The organism is Caballeronia sp. LZ001 (assembly GCF_031450875.1).
Classification (GTDB): domain Bacteria; phylum Pseudomonadota; class Gammaproteobacteria; order Burkholderiales; family Burkholderiaceae; genus Caballeronia.
Genome location: NZ_JARTVX010000004.1, coordinates 3,571,430 through 3,588,261, shown reverse-complemented (window position 1 = coordinate 3,588,261; position 16,832 = coordinate 3,571,430). Strand labels below are relative to the sequence as shown.

The 16,832-nt window shown below is 57.2% G+C and carries 9 protein-coding genes, 6 tRNA genes and 3 rRNA genes; all 18 read right to left on the bottom strand.

Annotated elements, in window-relative coordinates:
- Positions 1 to 7: 7 nt before the first annotated feature.
- Complete coding sequence (gene rpoB, locus P9292_RS27710) at positions 8 to 4,114, bottom strand: DNA-directed RNA polymerase subunit beta (protein ID WP_309962264.1); 4,107 nt, start codon at positions 4,112 to 4,114, stop codon at positions 8 to 10.
- 368 nt (positions 4,115 to 4,482) lie between these two features.
- Positions 4,483 to 4,857 (bottom strand): 50S ribosomal protein L7/L12, encoded by a 375-nt coding sequence (gene rplL, locus P9292_RS27705; protein WP_244826440.1) that lies wholly within the window; start codon positions 4,855 to 4,857, stop codon positions 4,483 to 4,485.
- Between the two features lie 83 nt (positions 4,858 to 4,940).
- Positions 4,941 to 5,438: a 50S ribosomal protein L10 gene (gene rplJ, locus P9292_RS27700; protein ID WP_250465884.1), complete on the bottom strand. Its 498-nt coding sequence runs from the start codon at positions 5,436 to 5,438 to the stop codon at positions 4,941 to 4,943.
- Between the two features lie 301 nt (positions 5,439 to 5,739).
- Positions 5,740 to 6,438, bottom strand: a complete 699-nt coding sequence (gene rplA / locus P9292_RS27695) for a 50S ribosomal protein L1 (RefSeq protein WP_244826442.1) — start codon at positions 6,436 to 6,438, stop codon at positions 5,740 to 5,742.
- Complete coding sequence (gene rplK / locus P9292_RS27690) at positions 6,439 to 6,870, bottom strand: 50S ribosomal protein L11 (protein WP_244826443.1); 432 nt, start codon at positions 6,868 to 6,870, stop codon at positions 6,439 to 6,441. It abuts the gene before it with no gap.
- 148 nt (positions 6,871 to 7,018) lie between these two features.
- On the bottom strand, positions 7,019 to 7,576 hold the full coding sequence (gene nusG, locus P9292_RS27685) for a transcription termination/antitermination protein NusG (protein WP_309962262.1): 558 nt from the start codon (positions 7,574 to 7,576) through the stop codon (positions 7,019 to 7,021).
- Between the two features lies 1 nt (position 7,577).
- Positions 7,578 to 7,958 carry a preprotein translocase subunit SecE gene (gene secE, locus P9292_RS27680; protein ID WP_244826445.1) on the bottom strand — a complete coding sequence of 127 codons (381 nt, stop codon included), beginning with the start codon at positions 7,956 to 7,958 and terminating at the stop codon, positions 7,578 to 7,580.
- Between the two features lie 34 nt (positions 7,959 to 7,992).
- Positions 7,993 to 8,068 (bottom strand) — tRNA-Trp (locus tag P9292_RS27675).
- Positions 8,069 to 8,134: 66 nt separating this feature from the next.
- Positions 8,135 to 9,325: an elongation factor Tu gene (gene tuf, locus P9292_RS27670; RefSeq protein WP_090541958.1), complete on the bottom strand. Its 1,191-nt coding sequence runs from the start codon at positions 9,323 to 9,325 to the stop codon at positions 8,135 to 8,137.
- Between the two features lie 62 nt (positions 9,326 to 9,387).
- Positions 9,388 to 9,462 (bottom strand) — tRNA-Thr (locus P9292_RS27665).
- A gap of 15 nt (positions 9,463 to 9,477) precedes the next feature.
- Positions 9,478 to 9,551 (bottom strand) — tRNA-Gly (locus P9292_RS27660).
- A 29-nt stretch (positions 9,552 to 9,580) separates the two neighbouring features.
- Positions 9,581 to 9,666: transfer RNA gene (locus P9292_RS27655), tRNA-Tyr, on the bottom strand.
- Positions 9,667 to 9,813: 147 nt separating this feature from the next.
- A 5S ribosomal RNA gene (rrf, locus tag P9292_RS27650) occupies positions 9,814 to 9,927 on the bottom strand.
- A 117-nt stretch (positions 9,928 to 10,044) separates the two neighbouring features.
- Positions 10,045 to 12,925, bottom strand: a 23S ribosomal RNA gene (locus P9292_RS27645).
- A 305-nt stretch (positions 12,926 to 13,230) separates the two neighbouring features.
- Positions 13,231 to 13,306: transfer RNA gene (locus P9292_RS27640), tRNA-Ala, on the bottom strand.
- A 56-nt stretch (positions 13,307 to 13,362) separates the two neighbouring features.
- A tRNA-Ile gene (locus P9292_RS27635) sits at positions 13,363 to 13,439 on the bottom strand.
- Between the two features lie 64 nt (positions 13,440 to 13,503).
- Positions 13,504 to 15,036, bottom strand: a 16S ribosomal RNA gene (locus tag P9292_RS27630).
- The 16S, 23S and 5S rRNA genes sit together here with 5 tRNA genes alongside, the layout of an rRNA operon.
- Before the next feature lie 469 nt (positions 15,037 to 15,505).
- Complete coding sequence (locus P9292_RS27625) at positions 15,506 to 16,801, bottom strand: SGNH/GDSL hydrolase family protein (RefSeq protein WP_309962260.1); 1,296 nt, start codon at positions 16,799 to 16,801, stop codon at positions 15,506 to 15,508.
- Between the last annotated feature and the right edge of the window lie 31 nt (positions 16,802 to 16,832).

Genomic DNA, 16,832 nt, shown 5'->3' with positions numbered 1-16,832 from the left:
AGTCCGATTAGTTGCGGTCGAGATCGATATCGATACCGAGCGAGCGGATTTCCTTCACCAACACGTTGAAGGATTCCGGCATGCCGGCGTTGATCACGTGATCGCCCTTGACCAGGTTCTCATAAACCTTGGTCCGGCCTGTCACGTCGTCCGACTTGACCGTCAGCATTTCCTGCAGCACGTACGACGCGCCGTACGCTTCGAGCGCCCACACTTCCATTTCACCGAAACGCTGGCCACCGAACTGCGCCTTACCACCCAGCGGCTGCTGCGTGACGAGCGAGTACGGGCCGGTCGAACGCGCGTGCATCTTGTCGTCGACCAAGTGATGCAGTTTCAGGTAGTGCATGTAGCCAACCGTGACCGTACGCTCGAACGGTTCGCCCGTTCGGCCGTCGTGCAGCGTGACCTGATTCTTCGAAGGCGTCATGCCGAGGTTCTTCGCGATGTCATCCGGATAAGCCAGATTCAGCGCGCGCGACATTTCGTCTTCCGTTGCGCCGTCGAACACCGGCGTTGCGAACGGCACACCTTCGCGCAGGTTCTTCGCCAGTTCGACGATTTCGTCGTCGGAGAAGCTTTCCAGCTCTTCCTTGCGGCCCGACTCGTTGTAGATCTGGGTCAGGAACTGACGCAGTTCTTCGATCTTCGCCTGACGCTGCAGCATTTCGCCGATACGCCAGCCGAGACCCTTCGCGGCCCAGCCCAGATGCACTTCGAGAATCTGACCCACGTTCATCCGCGACGGCACGCCGAGCGGATTCAGCACGACGTCGGCCGGACGGCCATCGGCCATGTACGGCATGTCTTCGATCGGAACGATCTTCGACACGACACCCTTGTTACCGTGACGACCCGCCATCTTGTCGCCAGGCTGCAGACGACGCTTGACCGCGAGATACACCTTGACCATCTTCAGCACGCCCGGCGGCAATTCGTCGCCCTGCGTGAGCTTCTTGCGCTTTTCCTCGAACGCGAGGTCGAACTGGTGACGCTTCTGTTCGATCGAGTCCTTGATGGCTTCGAGCTGCGCCGCTGCTTCTTCGTCCGCGAGGCGGATATCGAACCAGTGGTAGTGATCGAGGTCTTCGAGGTACGGAAGATCGATCGCCGTGCCCTTCGCCAGCTTCTTCGGACCGCCGTTCGCGACCTTGCCGTTCAGCATACGTGCGAGACGCGAGAAGGCGTCGCCTTCCACGATACGCAACTGGTCGTTCAAGTCGAGGCGATAGCGCTTCAGTTCGTCGTCGATGATCTGTTGCGCGCGCTTGTCACGCGTGATGCCTTCGCGCGTGAACACTTGCACGTCGATCACCGTCCCGCTCATGCCCGAGGGCACGCGCAGCGACGTGTCCTTCACGTCCGACGCTTTCTCACCGAAGATCGCGCGCAGCAGCTTTTCTTCCGGCGTCAGCTGGGTTTCGCCCTTCGGCGTGACCTTGCCGACCAGCACGTCGCCCGCTTCGACTTCTGCGCCGATGTACACGATGCCCGACTCATCCAGACGGCCAAGCTGCACTTCCGCAAGGTTCGAGATGTCGCGCGTGATTTCTTCCGGTCCGAGCTTCGTGTCGCGAGCCACGACGTTCAGTTCTTCGATGTGGATCGACGTATAACGATCGTCCGCCACGACTTTTTCCGAGATCAGGATCGAGTCTTCGAAGTTGTAGCCGTTCCACGGCATGAACGCGACCAGCATGTTCTGACCGAGCGCGAGCTCACCCAGATCCGTGGATGCGCCGTCGGCCAGCACGTCGCCGCGCGCAACCTTGTCGCCCACCTTGACGATCGGACGCTGGTTGATGTTCGTGTTCTGGTTCGAACGCGTGTACTTGATGAGGTTGTAGATGTCCACGCCGACATCGCCGGCGACGGCTTCATCGTCGTTCACGCGAATCACGATACGGCCGGCATCGACGTAATCCACGACACCGCCGCGGAATGCCTGCACCGTCGTACCCGAGTCGACCGCGACCGTGCGCTCGATACCCGTACCGACCACGGCCTTTTCAGGACGCAAACACGGCACTGCCTGACGCTGCATGTTCGAACCCATCAACGCGCGGTTCGCGTCATCGTGCTCAAGGAACGGAATCAGCGATGCCGCCACCGACACGATCTGCGACGGCGCCACGTCCATGTACTGGATGCGGTCCGGCGTGACCATCAGCGTTTCGCCTGCTTCACGCGACGAAACCAGTTCGTCGGTCAGCGTGCCGTCTTCGCCCACGGCGGCATTCGCCTGCGCGATTACGTAACGGCCTTCTTCGATCGCCGACAGATAGTCGATCTGATCCGTCACCTTGCTATCCACCACCTTGCGATACGGCGTTTCGAGGAAGCCGTATTCGTTCAGGTGCGCGTAAAGAGCCAGCGAATTGATCAGGCCGATGTTCGGACCTTCCGGCGTTTCGATCGGGCACACGCGGCCATAGTGGGTCGGGTGCACGTCGCGAACTTCGAAGCCAGCGCGCTCACGCGTCAAACCGCCCGGGCCAAGTGCCGAAACACGGCGCTTGTGAGTGATTTCCGACAGCGGGTTGGTCTGGTCCATAAACTGCGACAACTGCGACGAACCGAAGAACTCGCGAATTGCCGACGAAATCGGCTTCGAGTTGATCAGGTCGTGCGGCATCAGGTTTTCGCTTTCGGCTTGACCGAGGCGTTCCTTCACCGCGCGCTCGACACGCACGAGACCCGCGCGGAACTGGTTCTCCGCCAGTTCGCCGACGCAACGCACGCGACGATTGCCCAAGTGGTCGATGTCGTCCACTTCGCCCTTGCCGTTACGCAGCTCGACGAGAATCTTGATGGTCGCGAGGATGTCGTCGTCTTGCAACGTCATAGGGCCGATGATTTCATCGCGGCCAACGCGGCGATTGAACTTCATGCGGCCGACCTTCGAAAGGTCATACGCGTCTTCGCTGTAGAACAGACGGTTGAACAATGCCTCGACTGCTTCCTCGGTCGGCGGTTCGCCCGGACGCATCATGCGGTAGATCGCGATACGCGCGGCCATCTTGTCAGCGGTTTCATCGATACGCAGCGTCGACGAGATATACGGGCCTTGGTCCAGATCGTTCGTGTAGAGCGTCTGGATTTCCTTGACCTTCGCCTCGCGCAGCTTTTCGAGCACCGTCTCGGTGATTTCCTCGTTGGCGTTCGCGATCACTTCGCCCGTTTCCGGATCGATCACGTTCTTCGCCAGCACGCGGCCGAGCAAATAGTCCTCGGGCACCGAGATGAACTTCGTCTTGGCGTTTTCGAGGTCGCGAATGTGCTTCGCGTTGATCCGCTTGTCCTTCGTGACGATGACATTGCCATCGCGGTCCTGGATGTCGAAGCGCGCGACTTCACCGCGCAGACGCTCCGGCACGAATTCCATTTGCGCGCCTTCGCCCATCAGCGCGAAGTTGTCGAACACGAAGAAGTTCGCGAGGATTTGCTCCGGCGTCATGCCGATAGCCTTGAGCAGAATCGTGACCGGCATCTTGCGGCGACGGTCGACGCGGAAGTACAGCACGTCCTTCGGGTCGAACTCGAAGTCGAGCCACGAACCGCGGTAAGGGATGATACGAGCCGAGAACAACAGCTTGCCGGAGCTATGCGTCTTGCCCTTGTCGTGTTCGAAGAACACGCCAGGCGAACGGTGAAGCTGCGACACGATCACGCGCTCGGTACCGTTGATGACGAACGAACCCGTCGGCGTCATGAGCGGAATTTCGCCCATGTACACTTCCTGTTCCTTCACTTCCTTGACCACCGGCTTGCTCGGCGATTCCTTGTCGAGCAAAACCAGACGCACCTTCGCGCGCAAGGCGGAGCAGTACGTCAGGCCGCGCTGCTGACATTCCTTGATGTTGAACGCGGGCGGCGACAGCATGTAGCTGACGAACTCGAGACGCGCAAACCCGTTGTGCGAAACGATCGGAAAAACAGAGGTAAATGCAGCTTGCAGGCCTTCCGCCTTGCGCTGCGTGGAGGACGTATCCGCTTGCAGAAACGTCTGGAATGATTCAAGCTGGGTCGCCAGCAAAAAGGGAACTTGGTGAACGATGGGGCGTTTCGCGAAACTCTTGCGAATACGCTTCTTCTCGGTGAAGGAATATTGCATACGATCTCCGAATCACGGCGGGCGTTGGCGAGGCGGGATACCTCGACGTCACGGCCCGGTGTTCACCGACTGAGATTCGCGCGAATGTCCGGGGAGGACGCGCGAATCTAGAAGCTTGGTGGTTGGCCGCTACCAACCGCTGGCTGACGGCAGCGGATGCCTGTGTTTCCCGCTACCCGACCAAACTTGCCTTCTGCAGTCGCTTCAGAAGACAAAGAGAACTGCCGGAAATTCATGCTGACCCGACTGTTCTCTTTGGCCTCTGCGAGGACATTTATGCTTGATTACACGCATAAAAACTCTGCCCTCACAAAGCACAAAAAGGCCGGCGGTGGAAAACCGCCAGCCTCAACACAGCGCAATGAAACTTACTTGATTTCAGCTTTCGCGCCTGCGTCTTCCAACTTCTTCTTTGCTTCGTCAGCAGCAGCCTTCGGCACCGCTTCCTTGATGGGCTTCGGTGCACCGTCGACCAGGTCCTTCGCTTCCTTCAGGCCAAGACCCGTCAGTTCACGAACGGCCTTAATCACGGAAACCTTGTTCGCACCAACTTCGAGCAGGTTCACGGTGAACTCGGTTTGCTCTTCAACAGCAGCAGCAGCGCCGCCGCCTGCGGGGCCAGCGACTGCAACAGCAGCTGCCGACACGCCAAACTTCTCTTCGAACGCCTTGACCAGCTCGTTCAGTTCGAGAACCGACATCGAGCCAACGGCTTCGAGGATGTCTTCTTTTGCGATTGCCATTTGAAATACTCCTAGATTGAATTCGGATCGAGCTAGCGATCTAGCTAATACCTAACTGAGCGACTGGCGCCCAAGCGTGTGCGTTATGCAGCTTCGCCTTGTTTCTTTTCTGCCAGCGCGGCCAAAGCGCGCGCAAAGCCGGAAACAGGTGCTTGCATGACGAACAACAACTTGGAGAGCAGTTCTTCGCGGCTCGGGATGTTGGCCAGCGCTTGCACGCCTGCCTTGTCCATCACCTTGCCTTCGTAGGAACCAGCCTTGATGATCAACTTGTCATTGCTCTTGCCGAAGTCATTGACGACCTTGGCAGCGGCAATGGCATCTTCCGAGATGCCGTAGATCAGAGGACCGGTCATCTGCTCAGCCAGCGAAGCGAACGGGGTACCTTCGACGGCGCGACGCGCCAACGTGTTCTTCAACACGCGCAGATACACCTGTTGCTCACGCGCTTTCGCGCGCAGCTTGGTCAGATCGCCAACCGTGATCCCACGATACTCAGCGAGCACCATCGTCTGAGCCTTCGCGACTTGCGCGGCGACTTCAGCGACGACTGCCTGCTTACTTTCTTTGTTCAGTGGCACGGTTAAACCTCCAGATTCGATGCACTCGGGTTACCAACCCTCATGCACCACGTTCGACAACGGCGTCCGACTGTTAGGAGTATCTCGATCGATTGGTGTTCGCATCACAGCGCACGACAACCGACTTCAACCACTGCAAAACCGTTTCGGGTTCGCCATCTGCGTTGGCTTGAATTAAGGCAGTGCCCAACCGCGACGCCACCACCAACGGTCTTTGACAACCGGTTGCTCGATTCAGACTGCAACCTCGCAACCGCCCAAAGCCCTTTACAGCGCGGCCTCAAGACCGCGCCCAAATTCTTTACTGCTGCGCGAGCGTGGCTTGATCCACGCGTACGCCGACACCCATCGTGCTCGACAGAGCGATCTTGCGCAGGTACACGCCCTTACTCGTGGCCGGCTTGGCCTTTTGCAGCGCGTCGACCAGTGCCGCCAGGTTTTGACGCAGCGAAGCCGGTTCGAACGATGCGCGACCGATCGTGCCATGAATGATACCGGCCTTGTCGACGCGGAACTGGACTTGACCAGCCTTCGCGTTACGCACAGCTTGCGCGACGTCCGGAGTGACCGTACCGACCTTCGGGTTCGGCATCAGGCCGCGGGGGCCGAGGATCTGGCCCAACGTACCAACGACGCGCATCGTGTCCGGCGAGGCGATCACGACGTCGAAATTCAGGTTACCAGCCTTGACTTGCTCGGCCAGGTCTTCCATACCCACGATGTCTGCGCCCGCTGCACGTGCTTGCTCGGCCTTTTCGCCTTGCGCGAACACAGCAACACGAACCGACTTGCCCGTGCCTGCCGGCAGAACGACCGAACCGCGAACCACTTGGTCCGACTTCTTCGCGTCGATGCCGAGTTGGACTGCGACGTCGATCGACTCGTCGAACTTGGCGCTCGCGCATTCCTTCACGAGAGCCAATGCGTCGTCGATCGGGTACAGCTTCTGGCGATCAACCTTGCTTGCGAATGCCTGAAGGCGCTTAGAAAGCTTAGCCATTTACACGCCCTCCACAGTGATGCCCATCGAACGGGCGCTGCCGGCGATCGTGCGCACGGCGGCGTCAAGATCAGCTGCCGTAAGATCCGGCATCTTGGTCTTCGCGATTTCTTCCGCTTGAGCGCGGGTGATGTTGCCGACCTTATCGGTGTGCGGCTTTGCCGAACCCTTGTCGACTTTGGCTGCCTTCTTGATCAGAACGGTAGCGGGCGGCGTCTTCATGATGAACGTGAAGCTCTTGTCCGCGAATGCCGTGATTACGACCGGCACCGGCAGACCCGGCTCCATGCCCTGAGTCTGCGCGTTAAACGCCTTGCAGAACTCCATGATGTTCAGGCCACGCTGGCCCAGTGCCGGACCGACCGGCGGCGACGGGTTGGCTTTACCTGCAGGAATCTGCAGTTTGATAAAGCCGATGATTTTCTTTGCCATTTTGAAAACCTCTGCTGAACGCCGAAACGTTCGATGAGTGATAGCGCGCGTTCAACAACGATGCCTACTGACGCTCCTCAACAGCCATTACGCGGACTGTAAGCGCAAAATCGCGCGAGAACCCAAAGGCCTCACGCGATAAAACTTTTTAAACCTTTTCGACCTGACCGAACTCGAGTTCGACCGGCGTCGAGCGCCCAAAAATCGTGACAGACACACGGACTCGGGACTTTTCGTAGTTCACTTCTTCGACGTTGCCGTTGAAGTCGGTGAAAGGACCTTCCTTCACTCGAACCATCTCGCCAACTTCGAACAACGTCTTGGGCCGCGGCTTTTCGACGCCTTCCTGCATCTGCGACATGATCTTTTCGACTTCACGCGGCGAGATGGGACTCGGACGATTGCGCGCTCCACCAACAAAGCCGGTGACCTTCGCAGTGTTCTTCACCAGGTGCCAGGTTTCGTCCGTCATCTCCATTTCCACCAGGACATAGCCAGGGAAGAAACGACGCTCAGTAACCGACTTGTGACCGCCCTTGACCTCAACCACCTCTTCGGTCGGAACGAGAATTTGACCGAAATGATCTTGCATGCCTGCTCGGTCGATACGCTCCTGAAGCGCACGTTGCACGCTCTTCTCCATTCCGGAGTAGGCGTGCACCACATACCAACGTTTTCCGCTCGGGGATGCCGGAGTATCGCTCATATCATTTCCAACCCAGAATCGCCGAGAAAATCACCCATTCGATCGACTTATCGCTAAGCCAAAGGAAGATGGCCATGATTAAAACAAACGCGAAGACCACGAGGGTCGTTTGCGTTGCTTCCTTGCGGGTGGGCCAGACAACCTTGCGGACTTCCTTATAGGAGTCTTTCGCGAAGGCGATGAAGCCCTTGCCCGGCGTCGAGAGGAGGCCGACTGCGACACCCGCGATGACACCAACAGCCAGCGCTGCGCCGCGGACGTACCACTCTTGGCCTGACAGCCAGAAGAAACCCACGAACCCGGCCAAGACCAACAATACGCCCGCCACCAACATCAACTTGTCGCCGGAAGTATTTACAGTTTCGACGGAAGGATTCGCCATAGCACCTTAAGCAGCGCCACTTGGCGCAATAATTTGGCAGGGGCAGAGGGAATCGAACCCCCAACCTTCGGTTTTGGAGACCGACGCTCTGCCAGTTGAGCTATACCCCTAAACCATTTGGGGTCGACGGTTTCGCCGACCCCGAAAACTACAGACTACCGAGAGATTTCTGGCTCTTACTCGATAATCTTGGCAACCACACCTGCGCCGACGGTACGACCGCCTTCGCGGATAGCGAAGCGCAGACCTTCTTCCATGGCGATCGGTGCAATCAGCTTCACCGTGATCGACACGTTGTCGCCCGGCATCACCATTTCCTTGTCCTTCGGCAGCTCGATCGAGCCCGTCACGTCCGTCGTACGGAAGTAGAACTGCGGACGGTAGTTGTTGAAGAACGGCGTGTGGCGGCCGCCTTCGTCCTTGCTCAGCACGTACACTTCAGCCGTGAAGTGCGTGTGCGGCGTGATCGAACCCGGCTTGGCCAGAACCTGACCACGCTCCACGTCTTCACGCTTCGTGCCGCGCAGCAGGATACCGACGTTGTCGCCCGCTTGACCTTGGTCCAGCAGCTTGCGGAACATTTCCACGCCCGTGCAAGTCGTCTTCACCGTCGGCTTGATACCGACAATTTCGATTTCCTCACCAACCTTCACCACGCCGCGCTCCACGCGACCCGTCACCACCGTGCCGCGACCCGAGATCGAGAACACGTCTTCCACCGGCATCAGGAAGGCGCCGTCCACTGCGCGCTCCGGCGTCGGGATGTACGTGTCCAGCGCGTCGGCCAGATTCATGATCGCCACTTCGCCCAGCTCGCCCGTGTCGCCTTCCAGCGCCAGCTTGGCCGAACCCTTGATGATCGGCGTGTCGTCGCCCGGGAAGTCGTACTTCGACAGAAGCTCGCGCACTTCCATTTCGACGAGTTCGAGCAGCTCGGCGTCGTCCACCATGTCGCACTTGTTCAGGAACACGATGATGTAAGGCACACCAACCTGACGCGCCAACAGGATGTGCTCACGCGTTTGCGGCATCGGGCCGTCAGCGGCCGAGCACACCAGGATTGCGCCGTCCATCTGCGCTGCGCCCGTGATCATGTTCTTCACATAATCAGCGTGGCCCGGGCAATCGACGTGTGCGTAGTGGCGATTAGCCGTTTCGTACTCGACGTGCGCGGTGTTGATGGTGATACCGCGTGCCTTTTCTTCCGGCGCTGCATCGATCTGGTCGTATGCCTTCGCTTCGCCGCCGAACTTCTTGGTCAGCACCGTCGTGATCGCTGCCGTCAGCGTGGTCTTGCCGTGGTCAACGTGACCGATCGTGCCCACGTTCACGTGCGGCTTGGTCCGCTCGAATTTACCTTTGGCCATTTTCGACTCCTAACAGGATTTTCGCACCTTGCGCCACGCGCAACTTACTAGACTAATACTTCTGGTGCCCATGGGCAGGATCGAACTGCCGACCTCTCCCTTACCAAGGGAGTGCTCTACCACTGAGCCACATGGGCACTACAAACCGACACTGGAGCGGGTGAAGGGAATCGAACCCTCGTCATAAGCTTGGAAGGCTTCTGCTCTACCATTGAGCTACACCCGCTTGGGCTGGATTCCCTACCGCTTGAATTCTGGTGGAGGAGGTTGGATTCGAACCAACGTAGGCGTAAGCCAACAGATTTACAGTCTGCCCCCTTTAGCCACTCGGGCACCCCTCCGCAGAGAACTATCGATTATGGGGAAGAAACACGGTGTTGTCAAGCCTTCCGCGCGACCCGCATTAACTGAGGCTCTCACTTATAGTTGAAAGCAAAACGCAAAAACCCCACCTGTTTGGGGGTGGGGTTTTTGTTGCTGCATGAGGAGCCTGACGATTACCTACTTTCACACGGGAGATCCGCACTATCATCGGCGTGGAGTCGTTTCACGGTCCTGTTCGGGATGGGAAGGGGTGGTACCAACTCGCTGTGGTCATCAGGCATGACTTGTTGTCGTGCGCCGGGTGGGCACACAACCAATCCGGGAAGAAGCAGTAAATGTTGGGTGGCGATTGTCGCACACGCATAACTCGCCAGTGGTTCAAACACACTGGTTATAGGATCAAGCCTTACGGGCAATTAGTATCAGTTAGCTCAATGCATTACTGCACTTACACACCTGACCTATCAACGTCCTGGTCTAGAACGACCCTTCAAGGGGCTCGAAGCCCCGGGGATATCTCATCTTAAGGCGAGTTTCCCGCTTAGATGCTTTCAGCGGTTATCTCTTCCGAACATAGCTACCCGGCGATGCCACTGGCGTGACAACCGGTACACCAGAGGTTCGTCCACTCCGGTCCTCTCGTACTAGGAGCAGCCCCCTTCAAATATCCAACGCCCACGGCAGATAGGGACCAAACTGTCTCACGACGTTTTAAACCCAGCTCACGTACCTCTTTAAATGGCGAACAGCCATACCCTTGGGACCGGCTACAGCCCCAGGATGAGATGAGCCGACATCGAGGTGCCAAACACCGCCGTCGATATGAACTCTTGGGCGGTATCAGCCTGTTATCCCCAGAGTACCTTTTATCCGTTGAGCGATGGCCCTTCCATACAGAACCACCGGATCACTATGACCTGCTTTCGCACCTGCTCGACTTGTCGGTCTCGCAGTTAAGCACGCTTATGCCATTGCACTATCAGCACGATTTCCGACCGTACCTAGCGTACCTTCGTACTCCTCCGTTACACTTTGGGAGGAGACCGCCCCAGTCAAACTGCCTACCATGCACTGTCCCCGATCCAGATCATGGACCAAGGTTAGAACCTCAAACAAACCAGGGTGGTATTTCAAGGACGGCTCCACCGAAACTAGCGTTCCGGTTTCATAGCCTCCCACCTATCCTACACAGATCGGTTCAAAGTCCAATGCAAAGCTACAGTAAAGGTTCATGGGGTCTTTCCGTCTAGCCGCGGGGAGATTGCATCATCACAAACACTTCAACTTCGCTGAGTCTCGGGAGGAGACAGTGTGGCCATCGTTACGCCATTCGTGCAGGTCGGAACTTACCCGACAAGGAATTTCGCTACCTTAGGACCGTTATAGTTACGGCCGCCGTTTACCGGGACTTCAATCAAGAGCTTGCACCCCATCATTTAATCTTCCGGCACCGGGCAGGCGTCACACCCTATACGTCCACTTTCGTGTTTGCAGAGTGCTGTGTTTTTATTAAACAGTCGCAGCCACCAGTTTATTGCAACCTCTTCACCCTTCCAGCGCAGGCTGGTTAAGCTACAGAGGCGTACCTTATCCCGAAGTTACGGTACCAATTTGCCGAGTTCCTTCTCCCGAGTTCTCTCAAGCGCCTTAGAATACTCATCTCGCCCACCTGTGTCGGTTTGCGGTACGGTCACTATTAGACTGAAGCTTAGAGGCTTTTCTTGGAACCACTTCCAATTGCTTCGCTTCCGAGGAAGCTCGCGCCACACCCTTGAATCCTGTGCCCGGATTTGCCTGAGCACCTTCTCCAATGCAGCGACCGGGACGTCCAACACCCGGACAACCTTCCGCGATCCGTCCCCCCATCGCATCTAACAATGGTGCAGGAATATTGACCTGCTTCCCATCAGCTACGCATTTCTGCCTCGCCTTAGGGGCCGACTCACCCTACGCCGATGAACGTTGCGTAGGAAACCTTGGGCTTACGGCGAGGGGGCTTTTCACCCCCTTTATCGCTACTCATGTCAGCATTCGCACTTCCGATACCTCCAGCACGCTTTTCAACGCACCTTCGCAGGCTTACGGAACGCTCTCCTACCATGCATATAAATATGCATCCGCAGCTTCGGTGACTGGCTTGAGCCCCGTTACATCTTCCGCGCAGGACGACTCGATCAGTGAGCTATTACGCTTTCTTTAAAGGGTGGCTGCTTCTAAGCCAACCTCCTGACTGTTTTTGCCTTCCCACTTCGTTTCCCACTTAGCCAATCTTTGGGACCTTAGCTGGCGGTCTGGGTTGTTTCCCTCTTGACACCGGACGTTAGCACCCGATGTCTGTCTCCCGTGATTGCACTCTTCGGTATTCGGAGTTTGCTATGGCGTAGTAATCCGCAATGGACCCCACAACCATGACAGTGCTCTACCCCCGAAGGTGATACACGAGGCACTACCTAAATAGTTTTCGGAGAGAACCAGCTATTTCCAAGTTTGTTTAGCCTTTCACCCCTATCCACAGCTCATCCCCTAACTTTTCAACGTTAGTGGGTTCGGTCCTCCAGTACGTGTTACCGCACCTTCAACCTGGCCATGGATAGATCACTTGGTTTCGGGTCTACGCCCAGCAACTGATCGCCCTATTCGGACTCGCTTTCGCTACGCCTGCCTTAATCAGTTAAGCTCGCTACTGAACGTAAGTCGCTGACCCATTATACAAAAGGTACGCCGTCACCCCTTGCGAGGCTCCGACTGTTTGTATGCATGCGGTTTCAGGATCTATTTCACTCCCCTCCCGGGGTTCTTTTCGCCTTTCCCTCACGGTACTGGTTCACTATCGGTCGATCACGAGTATTTAGCCTTGGAGGATGGTCCCCCCATCTTCAGACAGGATTTCACGTGTCCCGCCCTACTTGTCGTACCCCTAGTTCTTCCACGCTGTTTTCGCTTACAGGGCTATCACCTGCTATGGCCGCACTTTCCAGAGCGTTCAGCTAACAACACAGATAAAGAGTACAGGCTGATCCCATTTCGCTCGCCACTACTCTGGGAATCTCGGTTGATTTCTTTTCCTGCGGTTACTTAGATGTTTCAGTTCACCGCGTTCGCTTCACTAAGCCTATGGATTCAGCTTAGGATGACCCATTCGGGCCGGGTTTCCCCATTCGGATATCGGTGGATCAAAGCTCGTTTGCCAGCTCCCCACCGCTTTTCGCAGGCTACCGCGTCCTTCATCGCCTGTGATCGCCAAGGCATCCACCACATGCACTTGTTCGCTTGACCCTATAACGAGTGTGTCTGCCAGCATTGCTGCCTTTAAGCCCACCGTCATAGGTTGAGTATTCGCGTTGTGCCGTATTCCAAAGCAATCTTTCGATCACCTTTTCATACTTGATACAATCACAACCCTGATTACCCTACTCACACCCATCTCTAAGTGCTTTCGAATAATCTCTTTACTACTTCTTCCAGATTGTTAAAGAACGACAGCCGATAGCGTGATCAAATTCAATCACCTACCCGTGCTGACTGGCTCAATCGCCAATGCGCAACGTTGAACCCCGCGTTCAGCGCTGTGCATTGAGGATTGGTGGAGGATGACGGGATCGAACCGACGACCCCCTGCTTGCAAAGCAGGTGCTCTCCCAGCTGAGCTAATCCCCCCGTGTGTGCCTGACTCAGTCTGCTCGCTTGGTCGTTTTAAGCACCGCTTGCCCGGGTGGTGGGTCTGGTTGGATTCGAACCAACGACCCCCGCCTTATCAAGACGGTGCTCTAACCGACTGAGCTACAGACCCTTAGCCTGTCTTTCTGACAGCCGATAAGCGTGAACACTTGAGTGGGCGAGCGTTTAAGCTCGAGAAAGGAGGTGATCCAGCCGCACCTTCCGATACGGCTACCTTGTTACGACTTCACCCCAGTCATGAATCCTACCGTGGTGACCGTCCTCCTTGCGGTTAGACTAGCCACTTCTGGTAAAACCCACTCCCATGGTGTGACGGGCGGTGTGTACAAGACCCGGGAACGTATTCACCGCGGCATGCTGATCCGCGATTACTAGCGATTCCAGCTTCACGCAGTCGAGTTGCAGACTGCGATCCGGACTACGATCGGTTTTCTGGGATTGGCTCCACCTCGCGGCTTGGCAACCCTCTGTTCCGACCATTGTATGACGTGTGAAGCCCTACCCATAAGGGCCATGAGGACTTGACGTCATCCCCACCTTCCTCCGGTTTGTCACCGGCAGTCTCCCTAGAGTGCTCTTGCGTAGCAACTAAGGACAAGGGTTGCGCTCGTTGCGGGACTTAACCCAACATCTCACGACACGAGCTGACGACAGCCATGCAGCACCTGTGCGACGATTCTCTTTCGAGCACCCCAAGCTCTCACCCGGGTTTCGTCCATGTCAAGGGTAGGTAAGGTTTTTCGCGTTGCATCGAATTAATCCACATCATCCACCGCTTGTGCGGGTCCCCGTCAATTCCTTTGAGTTTTAATCTTGCGACCGTACTCCCCAGGCGGTCAACTTCACGCGTTAGCTACGTTACTAAGGAAATGAATCCCCAACAACTAGTTGACATCGTTTAGGGCGTGGACTACCAGGGTATCTAATCCTGTTTGCTCCCCACGCTTTCGTGCATGAGCGTCAGTATTGGCCCAGGGGGCTGCCTTCGCCATCGGTATTCCTCCACATCTCTACGCATTTCACTGCTACACGTGGAATTCTACCCCCCTCTGCCATACTCTAGCCTGCCAGTCACCAATGCAGTTCCCAGGTTAAGCCCGGGGATTTCACATCGGTCTTAACAGACCGCCTGCGCACGCTTTACGCCCAGTAATTCCGATTAACGCTCGCACCCTACGTATTACCGCGGCTGCTGGCACGTAGTTAGCCGGTGCTTATTCTTCCGGTACCGTCATCCCCACCCGGTATTAACAGGCAGGTTTTCTTTCCGGACAAAAGTGCTTTACAACCCGAAGGCCTTCTTCACACACGCGGCATTGCTGGATCAGGGTTGCCCCCATTGTCCAAAATTCCCCACTGCTGCCTCCCGTAGGAGTCTGGGCCGTGTCTCAGTCCCAGTGTGGCTGGTCGTCCTCTCAGACCAGCTACAGATCGTCGCCTTGGTAGGCCTTTACCCCACCAACTAGCTAATCTGCCATCGGCCGCCCCTATAGCGCGAGGTCCCGAAGGATCCCCCGCTTTCTTCCGTAGATCGTATGCGGTATTAATCCGGCTTTCGCCGGGCTATCCCCCACTACAGGACACGTTCCGATGTATTACTCACCCGTTCGCCACTCGCCACCAGGGTTGCCCCCGTGCTGCCGTTCGACTTGCATGTGTAAGGCATGCCGCCAGCGTTCAATCTGAGCCAGGATCAAACTCTTCAGTTCAATGCCTGTTACTGTTTTCGGTTGTTTTACCAACCGGTCGCTCACTCAACGTACTGACGATGATCAATCCGTCTTTCGACAGATAAACCTTCCTCTAATACTGTGTGAGACTTGATAACTTTCGCTAAACGTCCCAACCCCGAAAGGTCAGAACCGCTCGCGCCATCAAGTGCCCACACTTATCGGCTGTTAGTTTTTAAAGAGCACATTCGCCAAGACTTCCCGCCAAGCGCACCAAGCATTTTGCTCAGCACCGCTTCGTCTTGCGTCGCTGCATCTGCAGCAGAGAAACGAGATTATGAGGAATCTTTTCCTCGTTGTCAACAGCTTATTTCCGCTTTCGCGTCAAAATCTGCCGACTTCGAGGCCGCCTGTTTCGCTGGCGGCTCCCGTCTTGCGACGAGGAGCGAAATATTAGGCGATGCGAACGCCGATGGCAAGACAGCGAGCCAACTTTTTTTGAAGCACCTCAATGCGCCGCTTTTGCCTGCCCAAACACCATGTCGAAGGGAACGGCTGCGGCCATCGCTGCGTAGCCGGCATCGCTTGGATGGATGTGGTCGCCGCTATCGAAACGCCGTTGCAGGACGTTCGGGCGCGCCGGATCGCGAAGCGCTTGATCGAAATCGATCACGCCATCGAACGCATGGCTCGAACGGATCGACGCGTTCACCGCCGTCCGGATGGCCTCGCGTTCCGGCGGCAGCGCTGCGGGCGTGAGCGTCGCGCCGTAGATCTTGATGCCGCGCTGATGCGCCTGCGCGATCAGCCGCTGGTATCCGCGCACCAGCGCGTCGGCGTTGACTTCCGTGTGCGGCGCGTCGCAGTCGAGTCCGGCGTGCGCGGGCATCGCCGCAAAGTTGATGTCGTTGATGCCGATCAACACGATGATCGCCCGCACGCCCGGCTGACGCAGTGCGTCGCGCTCGAAACGGCTGACGAGCGCCTCTCCATAGCACGGCGAATTGCTGAGGAGCCGATTGCCGCTGATGCCCGCGTTCACTATCGCCGCCTGACCGCCACTTTTCTGCGCGACCTGTCTGGCGAGCACATCCGGCCAGCTTCGGTTGGCGTTCAGCGTCGAGCGCATGCCGTCGGTGATTGAATCGCCGATTGCCACCACCGTCTGCGCGGACGGATGCTCGACCGACACATTCGTCAGCCACGCGTATTGGGTGAAGCGCGTGCGAAATGCATCGGCGGAAGCGTCGTTTGCGTGATTGCCGGGCGACGAAACGTAATTAACCTGACTCGAAACCCGATGCCACGCCACGAGTTTCTGGTCCTTACCCATGAATGTGCTCACAGCGAGTGGCTGGAACGCGGTGACATCGAACGCTATGGGATCGCTGGTCGCCTGGCCGCCCGGCGGAACGGTTACCGCGTTGTGTCCACCGAACGCCACTGGCTTTGCGCTACCCGCGCGGATGGCCGGACTGCTGCCGCTGACGGCATTCGAGACGCTCATCGATTCGATGACAAGCGGCTCCGTTCCATACAGATTGCTGACGCGCAGCCGAAGTCGTTTCCCGTCGAGTTGCGGATAGATCAACTGCCGAACCGTCCGCCCGCCCACTTCAGGTGCCCGGTACAGCGGCGGCAGATTGGCTAATTGGGGAATGGACTGCAAAACCGTGCCCCAGGCGCTGAACCAATGTTCATTGGCCGCGGCGTCGGCGGACTCGGCGGCGAGCGTCTGCGGCGCGAAGGCGAATTGCGCAGCAAGCGCGGCCGCGCACAGCGAGGCAATGATTCTGAATTTCATTCGGCGATGGCGTTCCGACGAGCGCTCGATT